We start from the raw sequence: 18,453 nt of genomic DNA, 5'->3' as shown, positions 1-18,453 counted from the left end.
GATCGGCCATCTGTGGATAAGTCAGGGCCGATATTCTAACGTTGTTCGCCGCTCGGCGCCGCTGTTGATCGGCAGAAAACCGCCCGACAGCAGCTTCAAGCGATCAGGGGGTGAATCGACAGGCGCCTGATGCAGTACAATCGGCGCTTTTATTTGGCAACGAGTCGACCCGCCAATGATCGAACCCAAGCGCGTCCTGCGCGCCCTAGCCGAACACTGGGCCTTGCTTGAGCCGTTGTGCGAGCGCTTCGACGGGGGCACCCTGAGCCTCGCCGAGCTGCGTCAGCAACTGGCCAACCAGCAGTTGGAGAGCACGCCCCAGGACATCACCAGCCTGCTCGACGTCTGGATCCGCCTGGATATCCTCGTGCCGGTGGCGAAAAGCCCCAACCGCTTCGAGCTCAATGCGCAGATCCACGACTTCCTCGCCTACCTGCGCCGCGAACACCGCCTGGGCCTGTGCCTGGAGATCGAGGCCTACCTGCGCCATCTGGAGCGCCTGGCCGGGCACATCCAGGACGCCTTCGAGATTCGCGATGGCAACGACCTGGCGCGCCAGCTGCGCCTGCTCGACATGCGCGTACGCGATGTCCTGAAAAAACTCGACAACGACGAGCAGGCGCTGGTCGCCGTGGCCGAACGGGCCAAGACCAGCGACCGCCAGATTCCGCTGCGCCAGCGTTATGCCGAAGTCCTGGCGACCTGGGACGAATACGTCGAGCCGATGATCCAGCTGGTCAATGCCGACGGCGCCTTCGAACAGGGCGTGCGCAAGGTCGAAACCGTGCTGCTGCGTCTGCTCGGCGAGCAAGCCCGCCTCGGCCACCTGGTCGATGACGACATGCTGCTGCGCACCCATGCGCGCATCCTCGAGATGCAGACCAGCGCCCAGCTGACCCTGCGCCATGCCCGCGAACTGCTGCTGCCGCTGCGTGAAGAAGCCCGCCGCCACAACGCCGTGACCCGTGGTGCCGCCCTGGCGCTCTCGGTGATCCGCCGCAAGGGCCTGGATGCAGTGCCGCAGGCGGCCATGCCGATGTTCACCCGGCCGCAAAGCACTTTCCTCGGCAGTGCCAGCCAGGTCGAAGCCTATGTGTATGCCCTGGCCCGCTTCGAGCCCAAGCCGGCCAAGTTCCCCAAGGCGCACAAGAGCCACAAGGGCGAAGCCCCGCGTGCGCCGCGCACAGTCAAGGAAATGCTCGAGCGCTGCGAAGGCGCCCTGCCGCTGCCGGACCTGATGGTCTGGCTGCTGGAGCAGGAGCCCGAAGGCGCCACCGACGAATTGCTGTACTGGTTCTCGCGCCTGTCGCGGGAAAAACGCTTTAGCCGTGAGCGCCTCGAACGCCGCGAATACATCACCCGCGAACACCTGGTCAGCCTGCGCTCCTTCGCCCTGACATCGAGCCGCGAACCATCGCCTGAGCCTACTGCGAGCCCTGCCCATGCATCTTGATCTTTCCGAACTGCCTCAGCTCGCACCGATCTTCCGCGAGCTGTTCAAGGGCTTCCACATCAGCCGCCGCGACCCGGAGCTGTACGCCCAACTGTCGAACTTCCAGGATCAGTACCGCGGCCTGTTCAAGGCCCTGGGTTTTGAACTGGTGTGCGACACCCGTGGTTTCTACTACTTCGTCCCGGACCTGGCCGCCGCACAGGTCAACAAGACCGCCCAGCGTCTGTCGCTGTTCACCTTCATCCTGGTTGAGCACCTGGCCGACCAGGGCCGCGACCCGATGTCGGTCCTTGATGGCGGCAGCCTCGGTCGCGATGAACTGCCGTCGATGCTGGAGAAGTACCGCGACCTGTTCATTCAGGCCGAAGTGCAAACCCCGGACGAGCTGGAAGAAAAGATCATGCGCCGCATGACCCAGCTCGGCTTTGCCCACGAGGAAAACGGCATCTACCGCTTCCTGCCGCCGATGCACCGCTTCCTCGACGTATGTCTGTCGGTCCAGCAGGACCGCGACCTGGCCGCCAGCCTGCACAGCGCCCTGCCGCTGCCAACGCCGGTGCTGGTCGAGGAAGAGAATCCCGAAGAGCTGAACCGTACCGACGACCCGCTCGACCTCAGCCCGTTCGAAGAAAGCGAAGAAGACGCCTTGGCCCGCGCCATCGCCGAAGAGCAACAGGAGATTGATGCATGAGCCAGGAACGCTACGGCATTCGCCGCTTCGCACTGCTCAACACCGCCGGCTACAGCCTTGGCCTGTTCCCCCTGGAACACCCGCTGTCGGTCTACGGTGCCAACAACCTGGGCAAGAGTGCCTCGATCAACGCCCTGCAGTTCCCGATTCTGGCACGCATGTCGGACATGAGCTTCGGCAAGTACAGCCTGGAGCAGTCGCGCCGCTTCTACTTCGCCAGCGACACCAGCTACATCCTCTGCGAAGTCAACCTGCCTCACGGCCCGCACGTGATCGGCGTGGTCGGCCGTGGCCCGGGTGGTGGTTTCGGTCACCAGTTCTTCGCCTATGCCGGCGAACTGGACCTGGCGCACTACCAGAAAGACGACACCTGCCTGCGCCAGAAAGAACTGTTCAGCAACCTTGAGCGTAACGGCCTCAAAGCCTACGAACTCAAGCCCGATGAACTACGACGCCTGCTGGTCGGCGGCCATACCACGATCCCGCTCGACCTCACCCTGATCCCGCTGCGCTCCACCAGCGAGCAGAGCCTGAAGACGTTCCGCGCGCTGTTCATCAACCTGCTGCACATGCGTGAAATCACCGCGGCCAAGCTCAAGCAACTGTTCCTCGATGCTTTCGAGCACAGCCTGCGTTCGGGCAGTGTCGACTACATCGCCGCCTGCGAAGAAGCCTTCCGCGACGTGCGTCGTATGGAACAGGACTACAACTCGCTGGTCGCAGCCGGCCCGCTGGTCGAGGCCCTGGCCAATGGCGTGACCCAGCGCGATATCCTGCGCGGCAAGCTGCATCGCCTGTCGCCATTGCTCGACTCGCTGCTCGGCACCTGGCAGGACTACGCCAGCGCCCGTAAAGAAGAGCTGGTGATCCAGGCCGAGCACTACAAGAACGAGCAGGACAGCCTGCAGAACGACCAGCGCGGCGGCACCCAGGAGCTGATGCGCCTGGAACGCGAAATCACTGGCGTACAACGCTGGCTCGGCGAACTGTCAGTGCTCAAGCACCGCTTCGCCCTGGTCGATGACGTCAAGGTTCTGGAACAGCAACTGCTGGCCGCCAAGGACGCTCACGACGAACTCGCCGGTGCCCTGGCGCAGTCCCGCCAGTTCAGCGCCGAAGACCTCGAAGAGCGTCTGCGCGATCTGGAAAAACGCCTGAAGTCGGTCAAGCAGCAGCTCGACCACGCCGACAACAACAGCTACGCCCGCCTGCGCGAAGAGTTCTCACAACAGGACGTCGAGCGCCTGATGCGCTTGTTCAACGGCGCACTGTTCAGCCTGCCGCTGGGCGAGCGCGGCATCGAACTGGATGACAGCGACGTCTGGGTCAAATCCCTCGAAGCGGTGCTCGACGGCTTCAAAGGCGAGCGTTTCGAAGCACCAGGCCTGTCCATCGACCTGTCGCACATCGAGCCGCCTGCCCTGCAGGCCCTGGCCGACCGAGCTGCCCTGCGCGACCAGAAGGAACGTCTGGAGAAAGAGCTCAAGCAGCTCAAGACCCAGCAAGCAGTGGCCGCCGACCGCGCCGCGAGCAAGACCCAGACCGAAGCCCTGTACCAGCAGGTACTGGACGCGCAAAAGGCCCTGGAGGACTTCCGCCGCAGCCAGACCCTGGCCGCCGAGGAAGGCGACAAGCTCGAACAGCTGGCGCAGATGGAAGCCGCCCAGGACGAACTGAAGCGCTCCAGCGACGCCTTCACCGAACGCGTCCAGCAACTGTCGGCCAAGCTGCAACTGGTCGGCCGCCAGATCGCCGACATGGAAGCCAAGCAACGCACTCTCGACGACGCCTTGCGCCGTCGCCAGTTGCTGCCGGCCGACCTGCCGTTCGGCACGCCGTTCATGGAGCCGGTCGACGATTCCATGGATAACCTGCTGCCCCTGCTCAACGACTACCAGGACAGTTGGCAAGGACTGCTGCGGGTCGACGGCCAGATCGAAGCGTTGTACGCCCAGGTGCGCCTCAAGGGTGTGGCCAAGTTCGACAGCGAAGACGACATGGAACGCCGCCTGCAGCTGCTGATCAACGCCTACTCGCACCGCACCGAAGAAGCCCTGACCCTGGGCAAGGCGCGCCGCGCGGCAGTGACCGACATCGCCCGGACCCTGCGCAACATCCGCAGCGACTACGACAGCCTCGAGCACCAGCTGGCGCTGTTCAACCGCGAGATCAACAAGCGTCAGGTGTCCAACCTGGAGAGCTTCCGCATCGTTCTGGCACCGAACAAGGAAGCGCTCAAGCACATCGACCAGATCATCCACAGCGCCGGCCAGTACGAAGAAGGCGAGACCCTGTCGGTATTCGACCTGAGTGCCAGCGCCGAGCAGGACAACAAGAACGAAGAGGCCAAGGAGTACCTGGCGCGCCTGGTAGCGGCCAACCACAACCAGCTGGGCTTGAAGGACTTGTTCGAACTGGCCTTCGAAATCACCAAGGTCGGTGGTCAGCCGGTGATCCACACCGACATCGACGGTGCGGCGTCCAACGGCACCACCATGACCATCAAGGCGCTGACCAACATGTACTTGTTGCTGCACCTGATGGACCGCGACCTGGCCGGCCGGGTGCGCCTGCCGTACTACCTCGACGAAGCCGCCGACATCGACGAACGCAACCAGGCGGCACTGCTGGAAACCAGCCTGCAGCTGGGCTTCGTACCGATTCTGGCGAGTGTGAAGCCACAGGTCTCGGCGCATGTCGCCATCGACCTGGAAGGCGGCAGCGGGCCGAACGGGATCTACATCGACGAGGCCGACTGGAAATACATCAGCCGTCGGGATGTGGAGAAAGCGGTGGTGCGCAAAGAAGAAGAGGAAGAAGCTTCAGCCTGAGACTAGTGTCTTGTAGGAGCGGATTTATCCGCGATGGACTGCGGGTTTTTTTGGAGGGGCGGTTTTCTCCGGGGGGGGTTGTGTGGCGGTCCTATCTTTTGGGGCCGCGCTGCGACCCATCGCGGATAAATCCGCTCCTACAGGCGAAGCCTTACTGGGCCCACGGCAAAATCGGAATCGCCGTCACCGCGTTCTGCGGGCTGCCTTCGATCAAGCGGTCCGAGTACACCAGATAGACCAGGGTATTGCGCTTCTTGTCGAGGAAGCGCACCACCTGCATGGTCTTGAACACCAGCGAGGTGCGCTCCTTGAACACCTCGTCACCATCCTTGAGCTGCTCCTTGAAGCGAATCGGCCCCACCTGGCGACAGGCGATCGACGCTTCGGCACGGTCCTCGGCCAGGCCCAGACCACCCTTCACACCGCCGGTCTTGGCCCGCGACAGGTAGCAGGTCACGCCTTCCACCTTCGGATCGTCGAAGGCTTCAACAACGATTCGGTCGTTCGGTCCGACAAACTTGAACACCGTCGACACCTGGCCGATTTCCTCGGCCGATGCCAGTACCGGCAACGCAAGCAGTGCAGCTGTCACTATCCCTTTGAGCACGATTGTTTCCTCAGACCAGAATCAGGTTGTCGCGATGCACCAGCTCCGGCTCGGCGCTATAGCCCAGCAGGCTTTCAATCGCTTCAGACGACTGCCCGATGATTTTCTGCGCCTCAAGGGCGCTGTAGTTGGCCAGGCCGCGAGCGACTTCGAGGCCATCAGGGCCGACGCAAACCACCATCTCGCCGCGGCGGAAGCTGCCCTGCACGGTCTTGACCCCAACCGGCAACAGGCTCTTGTTATCCTTGCGCAACGCCTTCACCGCGCCGTCGTCGAGCACCAGGGTGCCACGGGTCTGCAGGTGCCCGGCCAGCCACTGCTTGCGTGCCGCCAGCATGCCGCGTTCAGGCGACAGCAGGGTACCGAGACGTTCACCGCCCTTCAGGCGGTCGAGCACACGCTCCAGACGACCACCGACGATGATGGTGTGGGCACCGGAGCGAGCGGCCAGGCGCGCGGCGCGCAGCTTGGTCTGCATACCACCACGGCCGAGGGCGCCACCGGTACCACCGGCCACGGCATCCAGGCTCGGATCGTCGGCACGGGCTTCGTAGATCAACTGCGCATCGGGGTTGTTGCGCGGGTCGGCATCGAACATGCCGTCGCGGTCGGTAAGGATCACCAACAAGTCGGCTTCGACCAGGTTGGCAACCAGCGCGGCCAGGGTGTCGTTGTCGCCGAAACGGATTTCGTCAGTGACTACCGTGTCGTTCTCGTTGATCACCGGCACCACGCCCAGTTCGACCAGCGTGCGCAAGGTGCTGCGGGCGTTGAGGTAACGCTTGCGGTCAGAGAGGTCGTCGTGGGTCAGGAGGATCTGCGCCGTGTGCCGGCCATGCTCGGCAAAGCTCGACTCCCAGGCCTGCACCAGGCCCATCTGGCCAATCGAAGCCGCAGCCTGCAACTCGTTCATCGCACTCGGTCGCTTGGCCCAGCCCAGGCGGCTCATCCCGGCGGCAACCGCCCCGGACGACACCAGTACCAGTTCAACACCTGCCTCATGCAACGCCACCATCTGCTCGACCCAGACACCCATGGCCGCGCGATCCAGGCCCTTGCCATCTGCTGTCAGCAGGGCACTGCCGATCTTCACAACCCAGCGCTGCGCACCCGTCACCTTGCTCCGCATCTTCTTCCAACCTATATAGATCTTTAGATACTAAAACGCCGCTCCAGAGAGCGGCGTTTAGTGTACTGCAACGAATCAGTCGCGCACGTAAATGATTTCCGGACCGTCTTCGTCGTCCTCATCCCAATCATCGTCATCGTCGTCGCCGATGTCGTGCACGCTCTTCACGCCGCTGCGGCGCAAGGCACGCGCATCGTCCAGTGCCTGCAACTGGGCACGGGCTTCGTCTTCGATACGCTGATCGAGGTCAGCCAGCTCCTCGGCATAGGCCGGGTCGTTGGCCAGGCGGTCGGCGCGGTCTTCGAGGTAGCGCATGATGTCGCGGCTGAGCTGCTCGGTACCCTGCTTGGAGATGGCCGAGATCACATAGACCGGACCTTCCCACTGCAAACGCTCGACCACTTCCTTGACGCGCTCGTCACGCTCGTCGTCCATCAGCATGTCGGTCTTGTTCAGCACCAGCCAGCGGTCACGCTCGGCCAGCGACGGGCTGAAGCGGGTCAGCTCGTTGACGATCACTTCGGCGGCATCGGCGCTGCTGCTTTCATCCAGCGGCGCGAGGTCGACGAGGTGCAGCAGCAGACGGGTACGCGCCAGGTGCTTGAGGAAACGGATACCCAGGCCAGCACCGTCGGAGGCGCCTTCGATCAGACCGGGAATGTCGGCGATGACGAAGCTCTTCCAGCGGTCGACGCTGACCACGCCCAGGTTTGGCACCAGGGTGGTGAACGGGTAGTCGGCGACTTTCGGCTTGGCGGCCGATACCGAACGGATGAAGGTACTCTTGCCGGCGTTCGGCAAGCCCAGCAGACCGACGTCGGCCAGTACTTTCATTTCCAGCTTCAGGTCACGCTGCTCGCCCGGTTTGCCCGGCGTGGTCTGGCGTGGCGCACGGTTGGTACTGGATTTGAAACGGGTGTTGCCCAGGCCGTGCCAGCCGCCCTGAACCACCATCAGCTTCTGGCCAGGCTTGACCAGGTCACCGATGACTTCCTGGGTAGCGGCGTCGATCACCGTGGTGCCGACTGGCACGCGCAGGATCAGATCGTCGCCCTTCTTGCCGGTGCAGTCGGTGCTGCCGCCATTGGAGCCACGCTGGGCGTCGAAATGACGGGTGTAACGGTAGTCGACCAGGGTGTTGAGGTTCTCGTCGGCAACCATGAACACCGAGCCGCCGTCACCACCGTCACCGCCGTTGGGACCACCGTTCTCGATGAATTTTTCGCGGCGGAAGCTCATGCAACCGTTACCGCCATCACCGGCTTTGACCCGGATCGATACTTCGTCAACAAACTTCATAAAAACCGCCTCTCGTCAGCTGGACGAGCTGAGTGACACAAAGACATAAGGCTCTTGCAAAAGTGAGCGCGGCGGCCCCGTCACGACAGTAACAACCCACGCCGGCAGCCCATACAAACAGCTTTGCAAGAGACTCACCCCACAAACGAAAAAGCCCCGTCGCGAGACAGGGCTTTTCCAGCGTTCGCGCGATTACTCGGCGACAACGCTCACGTAACGACGACCGAAGGCGCCTTTTACTTCAAACTTGATCTTACCCGCGATCTTGGCGAACAGGGTGTGATCCTTGCCCATGCCAACGCCGTAGCCAGCGTGGAATTGGGTGCCGCGCTGACGCACGATGATGTTGCCAGGAATGATAGCCTGGCCGCCATACATCTTCACGCCAAGGCGTTTGGCTTCTGAGTCGCGACCGTTACGGGTACTACCACCAGCTTTTTTGTGTGCCATGGTTCAATTCTCCAGAAATGGATTCAGGCGATTAAGCCGAAATACCGGTGATCTTGATTTCGGTGAACCACTGGCGGTGGCCCATACGCTTCATGTGGTGCTTACGGCGGCGGAACTTGATGATGCGCACTTTGTCGTGACGACCTTGCGAGATCACTTCAGCAACAACCTTGGCACCAGCAACAACTGGAGCGCCGATGTTCACGTCGTCGCCATTGGCAACCAACAGAACGCGGTCGAAAGTCACGGATTCGCCAGTGGCGACTTCCAGTTTTTCGATTTTCAGGTATTCACCTTCGGCGACTTTGTACTGCTTGCCACCGGTAACAATTACTGCGTACATGGGTATTTCTCCGATAATCCTGCTCACCCAGCTCTTTATAGGAAGAGTATTGGCTGGCATGGCTGCATAGGGCTGGAACGGCCCAGTGCAATTGCGTAAGGCAGGTGCTGCCCAGGAAGTTCAGGGTGCGCGATTGTACGCAAGGCGCCCGTCCCTTGCAAGTCCCGCCCCCGGTCTACGGGGACCGCGCCTTGACACGCCGGGACCCGCGACCTAGCATGCCGCGCAACCTTTATGGAGCACCTGTGGCCGATGCAACCCCAAGCTTTCTACCGAGCGGTAGCGGACGACTTCAGTGCCGTTGACGAGATTATCAAGAAACAGCTGACTTCGCGTGTACCGCTGGTATCGAAAATCGGCGACTACATCACTTCAGCTGGCGGCAAACGCCTGCGTCCGCTGCTGGTGCTGCTGTGTGGCAAAGCCCTGGGCCGCGAAGGCGACGACGTGCGCCTGCTGGCCGCCACCATCGAATTCCTGCACACCGCCACCCTGCTGCACGACGACGTGGTCGACATGTCCGGCATGCGCCGTGGCCGTTCCACCGCCAATGCCCTGTGGGGCAACGCGCCGAGCGTGCTGGTGGGCGACTTCCTCTATTCGCGCTCGTTCGAGATGATGGTCGAACTGGGCTCGATGCCGGTCATGCAGATCCTCTCCAAGGCCACCCGGGTGATCGCCGAAGGCGAAGTCCTGCAGCTGTCCAAGGTCCGCGACGCCAGCACCACCGAAGAAGTCTACATGGACGTCATCCGTGGCAAGACCGCGATGCTGTTCGAAGCTTCGACCCATAGCGCCGCCGCCCTGGCCCAGGCCACCCCTGAGCAGAGCGAAGCCCTGCGCACCTTCGGTGACCACCTTGGCGTAGCCTTCCAGCTGGTCGACGACCTGCTCGACTACAAAGGCGACGCGCAAACCCTGGGCAAGAACGTCGGCGACGATCTGGCTGAAGGCAAGCCAACCCTGCCGCTGATCTACACCATGCGCGAAGGTACCGCCGAGCAGGCTGCACTGGTGCGCCAGGCGATCCAGAAAGGCGGCATCGAAGACCTCGAAAGCATCCGTGCTGCGGTCGAAGCCTCCGGCTCCCTGGACTACACCGCGCAACTGGCCCGTGACTACGTGGCCCGCGCCATCGCCTGCCTGGACGTGCTGCCGGCCAGCGAATACCGCGATGCCCTGGTGGAACTGAGCGAATTCGCGGTCGCCCGTACCCACTGATCCCGCCTTCCGGCCCATCGCTCGATGGGCCTGTTTGACCTCTGACGGACAAAACCCTATACAATGTAGGTTTTGCACCTGTACGTCTTGAGGAACCCTAGTGAGCACTTTGCCACCCTGCCCTAAATGCAATTCCGAATACACCTACGAAGACGGCGTCCAGCTGATCTGCCCCGAGTGCGCACACGAATGGTCCGCCGCCGGTGACGCCGAAGCAGTGAGCGATGAAGCGGTCAAGAAGGATTCGGTGGGCAACGTCCTGCAGGACGGCGACACCATCACCGTGATCAAGGACCTCAAGGTCAAGGGCACCTCACTGGTGGTCAAGGTCGGCACCAAGGTCAAGAACATTCGCCTGTGCGACGGCGACCATGACATCGATTGCAAAATCGACGGCATCGGCCCGATGAAGCTGAAATCCGAGTTCGTCCGCAAGGTCTGAATCCCGGTGGTTTCGGGGCTGCCCGCCAGCCTCGAAACATTTCGCCAACAACCATTGGGCGATTTTTTACCAATAGTCTCTTGCTATTTTGATAATAAGAATTATTCTCATTGGACGCTTCCAAGGAGAATAGCCATGACTTATCTGATAGACGCCTGGCTTGACCGCCCCCATCCGTACCTGCGCATCCTGCACCGGGAAACCGGCGAAGTCTGTGCCGTGCTTGAACAAGAAGCACTGGACGAACTGCGCGATCAGGGTGACCTAGACCTCAACGGTTTGAATTCAAGTGAGCCGATCGTGCTCAAGGAACTGGTGAGGAACCTGTTCCTGTTCTGCTATGCGCGGGCGTTGCGCCCAAGTTCAGAACTTTATTGAAGGATTGCAGGGCAAAAGATCTTTGTAGGAACGGATTTATCCGCGATGGGGCGCGCAGCGCCCCCGATGATGGGACTGCTACGCAGTCCATCGCGGATGAATCCGCTCCTACAGACAGGCCTTACAGTACGTCCAGCAGCTCGACGTCGAACACCAGAACGCTGTGCGGCGGGATGCTGCCAACGCCCTGAGCGCCGTAAGCCAGCTCGCTCGGAACGTACAGGCGCCATTTGCTGCCGGCGTTCATCAGTTGCAGGGCTTCGGTCCAGCCAGCGATAACGCCGCCAACCGGGAATTCTGCTGGCTGGCCACGCTCGTAGGAGCTGTCGAACACGGTGCCGTCGATCAGGGTACCGTGGTAGTGAGTGCGCACGCTGTCGTCACGGGTCGGCTTGGCGCCTTCGCCTGCGGTCAGCACTTCGAACTGCAGACCCGAAGCCAGGGTGGTGATGCCGTCACGCTTGGCGTTTTCAGCCAGGAAAGCCTTGCCCTCGCCAGCGGCCGCTTCGGCCTTGGCAGCGGCTTCGGCTTGCATGATTTCACGGATGACTTTGAAGCTGGCCGACAGGTCTTCTTCGCTGACGCGGCTGTCTTTGCCGTTGAAAGCGTCGGTCAGGCCAGCCAGGATCGCGTCCAGGCTCACACCCGGAGGCGGGTTGTCACGCAGTTGGCCACCCAGCTGACGGCCGATGCCGTAGCTGACGCGAGTTTCGTCGGTAGACAGGTTGATTTCGGACATTTGCTTGCTCCGCTGCAGGGCGCACGACAACCGCGCCCTTTATGAAAAGGGCGAGCAGCCTAGCACACTGCGGCAAAGCTGTTCAGCTACCAGGCAGAACGTCGGGGCATCGGTATTTTCAGGTCGCCGTCGCCGGCGCTGCTACCGCCGACCATCTCGTCGTCCATTGACCAGTGCACCATGTGCATCGGTAGCGCAGGCAGACCTTCAAGCAGGCGTTGCGCATCGACCACTGAATGCACTTTCACGCGCTGCCCATGTTTGTCAGCCAACGGATGGGCATGACCTTTTACCCGGGCTTCGATAATGAAGTCACCACCTTCGATGGCAATCAGGTTGAGCTCTTCGACATGACCGGCCTTGGCCTCTGTGTTCAGTTGTTGAAGGTTCATTGCGATACCTCGCTACTGGAACGTTGAGCAGGCACTTCGAGTGACGGTTCATTTTTTGTACAGCGCGCGACAAAGCACAAGGCAAAAACGCAACCGCCCGTCCGTTTTGCAACGGACGGGCGGTAGGTAATGCGCTAAGCGGGGTCGATCAGTGCTTGGTCAGCTTGTCCAGGTAACCCATGGCAAAGGCAGACACCACGAAGGTCATGTGGATGATCACGTACCACATCAGGTACTCGGTCTCGATGTTGCGCGCATCCATGAACACACGCAGCAGATGGATCGAGGAGATCGCCACGATGGATGCGGCCACCTTCATCTTCAGCGAAGACGAATCCATCTTGCCCAGCCAGTTGAGCTTTTCCTTGTCCTCGTCGATGTCCAGCTGCGAGACGAAGTTCTCGTAACCGGAAATCATCACCATCACCAGCAGGCCACCGACCAGGGCCATGTCGATCAGCGAGAGGATCACCAGGATCAGGTCGGCCTCGGCCAGGGAGAAGATATTCGGCAGTACATGGAAGATCTCCTGGAAGAACTTCAGTGCCAGCGCCAGCAGGCCCAACGACAGACCAAAATAGATCGGGGCGAGCAGCCAGCGCGAGGCATACATCGCATTTTCGATAATACGTTCCATTGAAAACTCGTCAGGTGGCAATAAAAGCGAGCGCGAGTATAACAGCCAGCCATGACAGAAAAAGCCCGTGGCACGCTGCCACAGGGGCAGCGTCGGGCAACTGCGGGTATCCGCCCAGACCTCTCAGGTTTCCGGGTGGAACTGGAAATCACCGACGTGATGAACCCGTTCACCGTTGATACGGCGAAGCTGGGCTTGCAGATGCACACACCAGATCTGCGGATCGTCGGCCACCTGATAACCGTGCAGGGTCAGGCTGTCGACAATGGCATCGAGCACCGACTCGGCCACAAAAGGTCCATGAAACGGTCCCTGGGCCTTGATCGCGGAAGGTTGTTCGCCAGCCATGCCGGCAGCGAAAAGAAGGGTCCACATGCCGTTGTCACCGGCCAGTGGGCGAATACTGCATTCAATGCGGGTCACCAGGCCCAGGCATTGGCGGGTGAGGCTGAGGCTGCGCGGCATGGCGACGATCCTCGGTAAACCCTTGTTCAACCCTGCGGGCAAGGTTGTTTCGATCCTGTAATGACTACATTCCCTGACTAGAAGAATAGAAGAAATCTGCTCGTGCGTGGAAAAACCGGCGCCCAGCGGTCATGACCGCTGCGGCGCCGATAATTTGACTCAGGACGGCTTGACCTGGGCCAGCGCTTGCTCGGCCTGCTCCTTCTCGGCCTCCTTGAGGTCTTCTTCGCTGATCATTTCGGCGATCACCCGCAGACGCTCAACCACGCGGGCGTTGACACTGCCCTCGGGGAATTCGCCATCGGCATCCGGCTCACCGGCCGGTTCGCCGACCAGCAGGCTCAAGGCCTCGTCGGCCTGACTGACGGCATAGACGTGGAACATCCCCGCCCGCACCGCCTGCAGCACGCGTTCGTCGAGCATCAGGGTGGCAACGTTGGCCCGCGGAATGATCGCGCCCTGTTCGCCGGTCAGCCCGCGTGCCTCGCAGAGGCGGAAGAAGCCTTCGATCTTCTCGTTGACCCCACCGACCGCCTGCACTTCGCCGAACTGGTTGATCGAACCGGTGATGGCGAAGCACTGCTTGAGCGGCGTTTTCGACAACGCCGAAATCAACGTGCAGGCCTCACCCAGCGACGCACTGTCACCGTCCACGTATCCGTAGGACTGCTCCAGGGCAATACTCGCCGAGATCGCCAGAGGGAATTCCTGGGCATAGCGGCTGCCCAGGTAGCCGGTGAGGATCATCACGCCCTTGGAGTGAATTGGCTGGCCGAGGTTTACCTCGCGTTCGATATCGACGATGCCACTGCCGCCGGGGTAAACCGTGGCGGAAATCCGTGCGGGTATACCGAACGCCGAGTCACCGACTTCCAGCACGGTCAGGCCGTTGCACTTGCCGACCGCAGCACCTTCGGTATCGATCAGAATGATCCCGGCCAGCATATCGTCGAGGATTCGCTGCGAGACCCGGCCGGTGCGGGTTGCCTTGGCCTTGAGTGCCCGCTCGATATGACCGGCGTCGGTCATCTCGTCATTGGCCAGGTGACGGATGAAATCCGCCTCGCTGACCAGCTGGAACAAGTCGCCAATGCGCGCCGACAAGCGCCCCTGGTGCTCCGCCAGACGCGCACTGTAGGTCGCCAGACGCGCCACCGCATCAGCGCTCAGTGGTGCCATGCCCTCCTCGCTGGTGCGGGTCTTGAGCAACTGGGCAAACTGCTCCAGGCTCTCGTCGACCATGGGGATGTCTTCGTCAAAGTCCACCAGTACCCGGAACATTTCCTGAAAGTCCGGATCATGATCCTGCAAGGCGTAGTACAGCTGGCGGGAGCCAATGATCACCACCTTGATGTTCAGCGGCAGCATCTGTGGATTGAGGGTGACGGTGGCCAGGCGGCCGTATTCACCCAGCGGCGACTCCATCTTCAGCTTGCGCGACTGCAGGGCGCGCTTGAGCGCATCCCAGACAAACGGCTCACCGAGCATCTTCTCCGCTTCGAGGATGAGGAAACCGCCATTGGCCCGGTGCAACGCACCCGGGCGCAGCTGGCGGTAGGTGGTGTACAGCGCGCCCTGGTCAGTGCTGTATTCGATCCGGCCAAACAGATTGTCGTAGGTCGGATGCGGTTCGAACACTACCGGTGCACCGCCACTGACGTGATGGCCGACCACCAGGCTCGGGGCGTACTGCTCCTCCAGGAGCTTGCGCGCCTGGGCGTCGGTCTTGCTGTCATCGACCAGTTGTTCGACCACCGTACGCAACAGGTAAACCTGCATGCCCTGCAGGTAGGCGCACACGGCAGCATTCTCCGCATACTTTTCAGACAGCGGGGAAAGCAATGGCTGGAGCGCCAGGGTGATGGTTTCTTCGTTCAACTGCCGCAGTTGGTTGTTCGACTCGCGCTTCCACTGCGGCAGGCTGGCGAGTTCTTCGTTGAGACGTTCTTCGAGGTCGGCGATATCTTCATGGAAGCGCTCGCGGTCAGCTTCCGGCAACTGGGCGAACTCCGCCTCGTCGAGCGCCTTGCCATCGGCCATCGGCGTAAAGGCGACGTTGCTGCTGTCGCGGTACAGGGCCACGTCTTTCTCGAGCGAGGCGCGCTCGATGACATCCAGGGCACGGTCATAACGTTGATTGAAGGCGCGGTCGATGGCGCTTTTCTTCTGCTGGTAGGACGGGTGTTCGAACACGGCCGGGAAGGTGGCCAGCAGGTTGTCGATCAGGCCACCGATATCACTGATGAACGCACCGGCGCTGCCCGGCGGCAGTTCCAGTGCGCGCGGCTCGCGTGGTTCGTCGAAGTTATTGACATAGACCCAGTCCGACGGCGTTTGCAGACGCTTGCCTTCGGCCTTGAGGTAACGTTTGACGAACGAGAAACGCCCGGTACCGGGCTCACCCATGACAAACACGTTGTAACCGGGACGCGGCATGGCGACGCCGAACTGCAAGGCTTCGACCGCACGCTCCTGGCCAAGCACACCGCGAAAAGGCTCCAGATCATTGGTGGTGGAAAAGGCGAACTGTTCGGCGGAAAACGGCCGGGTCAAGGCTTCTGGCGCAAGACGCAGGCTCGCAGCGACAGGATCGGGCATCGGGCTTCCTTACTTCGGCGGGGCAGATGACGGCATTCTGGCGCCGCCTGCCCGCGCCTTGCAAGGCTCATCGGCACAATATGTCGCAGGGTCGAAAACCCGCGCCACGTCAACGTTCCTCAGCAATTTTTCGCAATAAATCACGGAACCCTTAGATCGTGCCTAAACTCCATTACTGCGCGGCTGGGTAAACAACCGACCCGCCCCTGGCAGCTGTGCTGACAGATATGCCAGACAACCCTGACCTTTGGTATCTACGACTAGAAAGAGAACAAAGCTATGAAACGGATTCTTCTGGGTACTCTGTTCACCGCGGTTTCGCTCAACGCCATGGCCCAGGCCCCTGGTGGACCGGACTGCGGCTGGGGCAACATGCTGTTCGAGGGCCAACGCGGCACACCGGCCCACTTCCTCGCATCCACCACCAACGGCACGTCCGGCAACGCCACATTCGGCATGACCTCGGGCACCAACGGCTGCTCGACCAACGCAGCACTGACCTATGGCGGTAAATCCTGGTTCGCCATGAACGGCATGATGAACGAGCTTTCCGAAGACATGGCCAAGGGCCAGGGCGAAGCGCTGACCACTTACGCCGTGGTGCTCGGTGTCGCACCAGAAGACCGTGCGCACTTCGCCGCCGTCACCCATCAGCACTTCCAGGAAATCTTCAAGACCGCGGACGTGACCGCAGAAGATGTCCACAGCAATACCCTGGCCGTGCTGAAAAGCGATCCACGCCTGGCCAAGTATGTAACCCAGGCTTAAGCTCGGCCCACCCGCCCCTGACCGGGGCGGGTTGTTTCCTGCCTCTATCGGCATCATTCAGACGTAGTTGCCCGACATGCTCAAACGCCTCGCCTACCTGGCGCTCTGTGCCTGCGCCCCGCTGCATGCTGCCCCCGCATTCGATGACGCGCGCCTTGCGCAACTGGCTGCCGACCGCTACTGGATATCCCTGGGCCATTATGAAACCGCCAAGCTTGGCGGCTGGCGCAGCTATGTCGACGACCGGCGTTTCTTCCTTTCCGAGGACGGTGCCCACCATCCCGACCAGGAGCTGCGCGCCACGCTACAGGCCCTTTATGCGCCGGCCAACCTGGGCGACAAACATGCGCAATGTGTATTCCCGGCACGCACCCGCTGGCTGCGCGAACAACTGCAGCTCGATGACCTGCCGGCGCCGGACTGCAAGGAGTTCACCCAGTGGTACAAGGACGTCTCGCCCCATAGCGCGGTGATGATTTTCCCGGCGGCCTATCTCAACAGCCCGTCCTCGATGTTCGGCCATACCCTGCTGCGCATCGATCAGGCAGATGTGCAGAGCAACGAGACGGCCCTGCTCAGCTACGCGATCAACTTCGGCGCCTATATCGAAGGCAACGACAACAGCATCCTCTACGCCTGGAAAGGCTTGATGGGCGGCTATCCGGGCCTGTTCGCCCTAGTGCCCTACCAGGAAAAACTCTCTGAGTACCGCAGCCTGGAGAACCGTGACCTGTGGGAATACCGACTCAACCTGACGCCAGAGGAAACCGGGCGCATGGTCGAGCATGTCTGGGAACTCAAGCAGATCCAGTTCGACTACTTCTTCTTCGACGAAAACTGCTCCTACCGTCTGCTGGAACTGCTCCAGGTGGCGCGCCCGAGCCTGGACCTGACCTCACAGTTTCCCCTGACCGCGATTCCCACCGACACGGTCAAGGCGGTCAAGCAGTCGGGCCTGGTGGAACGCATCGACTACCGCCCGTCCCGCGAACGCGAACTGCTTGAGCGTGCCAAGCCACTTGATAGCGCTGAGCAGCAACAAGTGCTGGCGGTCAGCGCTGATACTACGCACCTGCAAAGCCCCGCGTTCACCGCCCTGCCCCGCGAACGCCAGGCGCTGATCCAGGACGCGGCCTACCGCCTTGAACGCTACCGCGCCAACGGCCAGGAGCGCGACCCCGCCCGTACCCAGCGCAGCTTTGAATTGCTACGGGCGATCAACCGTAACCCGGCGCCGGAACTGGACATCGAGCGGCCTGGCTTGCCCGAGGATGGCCATCAGTCACGCACCTGGCAGCTTGGCGCGGGTACCCGCGAAGACCGCGCCTTTGCCGAGTACGGCCTGCGCATGGCCTACCACGATCTCAACGACAACGCCTATGGCTTCCCCTTGGGTGCGCAGATCGAGATCCTCCAGCTCAAGGTGCGCCAGTATGAGAACAACGACTGGCAGGTACAGCGCCTGGACCTGGCGACCATCCGCTCGCTGACACCGCGCAACGACCTGTTGCAGCCCTGGTCGTGGCAGGTGACCGGTGGCCTGGAGCGGGTGCTGGGCAAGCATGACGACGAAGTGCTGGTCAGCCACGTCAACGGCGGCGCCGGTGGCACCTGGCAACTGGCCGACGAGATGCTCGGCTTTGCCCTGGGTACGGTACGGGTCGAACACAATAACGACTTCGCCGAATTCATTTCCCCGGCTGCCGGCTTCAACACCGGCCTGCTGTGGCGCAACCCGTTGGGCAACCTGAGTGTCGAGGCGAAGGCTGATTACTTCACCAATGGCGAGGTGCGGCGCAGCCTGAGCCTGAATCAGCAGTGGGAACTGTCCCGTGATCTGGGTTTGCGCCTGAGTGCCAAGCGTGAGTTCAGCCAGCTGGCGACGGCTCAGAATGAGGTGATGCTGGAGTTGAAGTGGTATCACTACTGATCCTGTCGCGGGGGGGGGGGGGGGGGGGGGGGGAAGAAGGGGGGGAGGGGGGGGGGGGTGGGGGGGGAGGGGGAGAGGAG

General features: G+C 61.7%; 18 protein-coding genes. 8 read left to right on the top strand and 10 right to left on the bottom strand.

Annotation, left to right across the window (positions count from 1 at the left end):
- The first annotated feature begins 175 nt into the window (after nt 1-175).
- From mksB to mksF, 3 genes are read left to right on the top strand one after another with little or no spacing between them, the layout of a single operon-like run.
- Nucleotides 176-1,453: an Mks condensin complex protein MksB gene (mksB, locus tag ACO6VD_RS24485; RefSeq protein WP_422422528.1), complete on the top strand. Its 1,278-nt coding sequence runs from the start codon at nt 176-178 to the stop codon at nt 1,451-1,453.
- Nucleotides 1,443-2,144 carry an Mks condensin complex protein MksE gene (mksE, locus tag ACO6VD_RS24480; RefSeq protein ID WP_400171882.1) on the top strand — a complete coding sequence of 234 codons (702 nt, stop codon included), beginning with the start codon at nt 1,443-1,445 and terminating at the stop codon, nt 2,142-2,144. The genes mksB and mksE overlap by 11 nt, the downstream gene beginning before the upstream one ends.
- Nucleotides 2,141-4,975, top strand: a complete 2,835-nt coding sequence (gene mksF, locus ACO6VD_RS24475; protein WP_422422527.1) for an Mks condensin complex protein MksF — start codon at nt 2,141-2,143, stop codon at nt 4,973-4,975. Before mksE ends, mksF begins: the two co-directional genes overlap by 4 nt.
- A 151-nt stretch (nt 4,976-5,126) precedes the next feature.
- Here mksF and ACO6VD_RS24470 read toward each other — a convergent pair whose 3' ends face one another.
- The 5 genes from ACO6VD_RS24470 to rplU all read right to left on the bottom strand — a co-directional run bounded on the left by ACO6VD_RS24470 (nt 5,127) and on the right by rplU (nt 8,803).
- Nucleotides 5,127-5,582 carry a CreA family protein gene (locus ACO6VD_RS24470; protein WP_107023755.1) on the bottom strand — a complete coding sequence of 152 codons (456 nt, stop codon included), beginning with the start codon at nt 5,580-5,582 and terminating at the stop codon, nt 5,127-5,129.
- A gap of 10 nt (nt 5,583-5,592) precedes the next feature.
- Nucleotides 5,593-6,711 (bottom strand): glutamate 5-kinase, encoded by a 1,119-nt coding sequence (gene proB, locus ACO6VD_RS24465; RefSeq protein WP_274295306.1) that lies wholly within the window; start codon nt 6,709-6,711, stop codon nt 5,593-5,595.
- Between the two features lie 75 nt (nt 6,712-6,786).
- On the bottom strand, nt 6,787-8,010 hold the full coding sequence (gene cgtA, locus ACO6VD_RS24460) for an Obg family GTPase CgtA (protein ID WP_422422526.1): 1,224 nt from the start codon (nt 8,008-8,010) through the stop codon (nt 6,787-6,789).
- Nucleotides 8,011-8,202: 192 nt separating this feature from the next.
- On the bottom strand, nt 8,203-8,460 hold the full coding sequence (gene rpmA, locus ACO6VD_RS24455; protein ID WP_010225698.1) for a 50S ribosomal protein L27: 258 nt from the start codon (nt 8,458-8,460) through the stop codon (nt 8,203-8,205).
- 31 nt (nt 8,461-8,491) lie between these two features.
- Nucleotides 8,492-8,803 carry a 50S ribosomal protein L21 gene (gene rplU, locus ACO6VD_RS24450; protein WP_038614793.1) on the bottom strand — a complete coding sequence of 104 codons (312 nt, stop codon included), beginning with the start codon at nt 8,801-8,803 and terminating at the stop codon, nt 8,492-8,494.
- Between the two features lie 252 nt (nt 8,804-9,055).
- On the opposite strand from rplU, the gene ACO6VD_RS24445 reads away from it, so the two are divergent.
- The 3 genes from ACO6VD_RS24445 (at nt 9,056) to ACO6VD_RS24435 (ending at nt 10,844) form a co-directional block, all read left to right on the top strand.
- Nucleotides 9,056-10,024, top strand: coding sequence for a polyprenyl synthetase family protein (locus tag ACO6VD_RS24445; protein WP_157194294.1), 969 nt, complete (start codon nt 9,056-9,058; stop codon nt 10,022-10,024).
- A 100-nt stretch (nt 10,025-10,124) separates the two neighbouring features.
- Nucleotides 10,125-10,466: a zinc ribbon domain-containing protein YjdM gene (locus ACO6VD_RS24440; RefSeq protein ID WP_400171656.1), complete on the top strand. Its 342-nt coding sequence runs from the start codon at nt 10,125-10,127 to the stop codon at nt 10,464-10,466.
- 135 nt (nt 10,467-10,601) lie between these two features.
- A complete protein-coding gene (locus ACO6VD_RS24435; RefSeq protein ID WP_191832791.1) occupies nt 10,602-10,844 on the top strand; it encodes a hypothetical protein in 243 nt (80 codons plus the stop codon).
- A gap of 121 nt (nt 10,845-10,965) precedes the next feature.
- Here the strand turns inward: ACO6VD_RS24435 and ACO6VD_RS24430 are convergent, their stop codons facing one another.
- The 5 genes from ACO6VD_RS24430 to ACO6VD_RS24410 all read right to left on the bottom strand — a co-directional run bounded on the left by ACO6VD_RS24430 (nt 10,966) and on the right by ACO6VD_RS24410 (nt 15,675).
- Entirely contained in the window at nt 10,966-11,583 is a 618-nt protein-coding gene (locus tag ACO6VD_RS24430) for an FKBP-type peptidyl-prolyl cis-trans isomerase (protein WP_400171654.1), read from the bottom strand.
- Nucleotides 11,584-11,669: 86 nt separating this feature from the next.
- Nucleotides 11,670-11,975 carry a DUF6482 family protein gene (locus tag ACO6VD_RS24425; RefSeq protein ID WP_422422525.1) on the bottom strand — a complete coding sequence of 102 codons (306 nt, stop codon included), beginning with the start codon at nt 11,973-11,975 and terminating at the stop codon, nt 11,670-11,672.
- Between the two features lie 148 nt (nt 11,976-12,123).
- Complete coding sequence (locus tag ACO6VD_RS24420; RefSeq protein WP_038614811.1) at nt 12,124-12,612, bottom strand: TIGR00645 family protein; 489 nt, start codon at nt 12,610-12,612, stop codon at nt 12,124-12,126.
- A gap of 123 nt (nt 12,613-12,735) precedes the next feature.
- Nucleotides 12,736-13,077, bottom strand: a complete 342-nt coding sequence (locus tag ACO6VD_RS24415; protein WP_045187966.1) for a hypothetical protein — start codon at nt 13,075-13,077, stop codon at nt 12,736-12,738.
- A gap of 159 nt (nt 13,078-13,236) precedes the next feature.
- Complete coding sequence (locus tag ACO6VD_RS24410) at nt 13,237-15,675, bottom strand: Lon protease family protein (RefSeq protein WP_422422524.1); 2,439 nt, start codon at nt 15,673-15,675, stop codon at nt 13,237-13,239.
- Between the two features lie 279 nt (nt 15,676-15,954).
- On the opposite strand from ACO6VD_RS24410, the gene ACO6VD_RS24405 reads away from it, so the two are divergent.
- Nucleotides 15,955-16,443 (top strand): DUF3015 domain-containing protein, encoded by a 489-nt coding sequence (locus tag ACO6VD_RS24405; RefSeq protein ID WP_400171651.1) that lies wholly within the window; start codon nt 15,955-15,957, stop codon nt 16,441-16,443.
- A gap of 76 nt (nt 16,444-16,519) precedes the next feature.
- Nucleotides 16,520-18,373 (top strand): DUF4105 domain-containing protein, encoded by a 1,854-nt coding sequence (locus tag ACO6VD_RS24400; RefSeq protein ID WP_422422523.1) that lies wholly within the window; start codon nt 16,520-16,522, stop codon nt 18,371-18,373.
- Nucleotides 18,374-18,453: the final 80 nt, after the last annotated feature.

The organism is Pseudomonas sp. GZD-222 (assembly GCF_049310525.1).
Lineage (GTDB): Bacteria > Pseudomonadota > Gammaproteobacteria > Pseudomonadales > Pseudomonadaceae > Aquipseudomonas.
The sequence above is the reverse complement of the archived record's forward strand: the minus strand, read 5'-3'. Positions and strand labels throughout refer to the sequence as shown.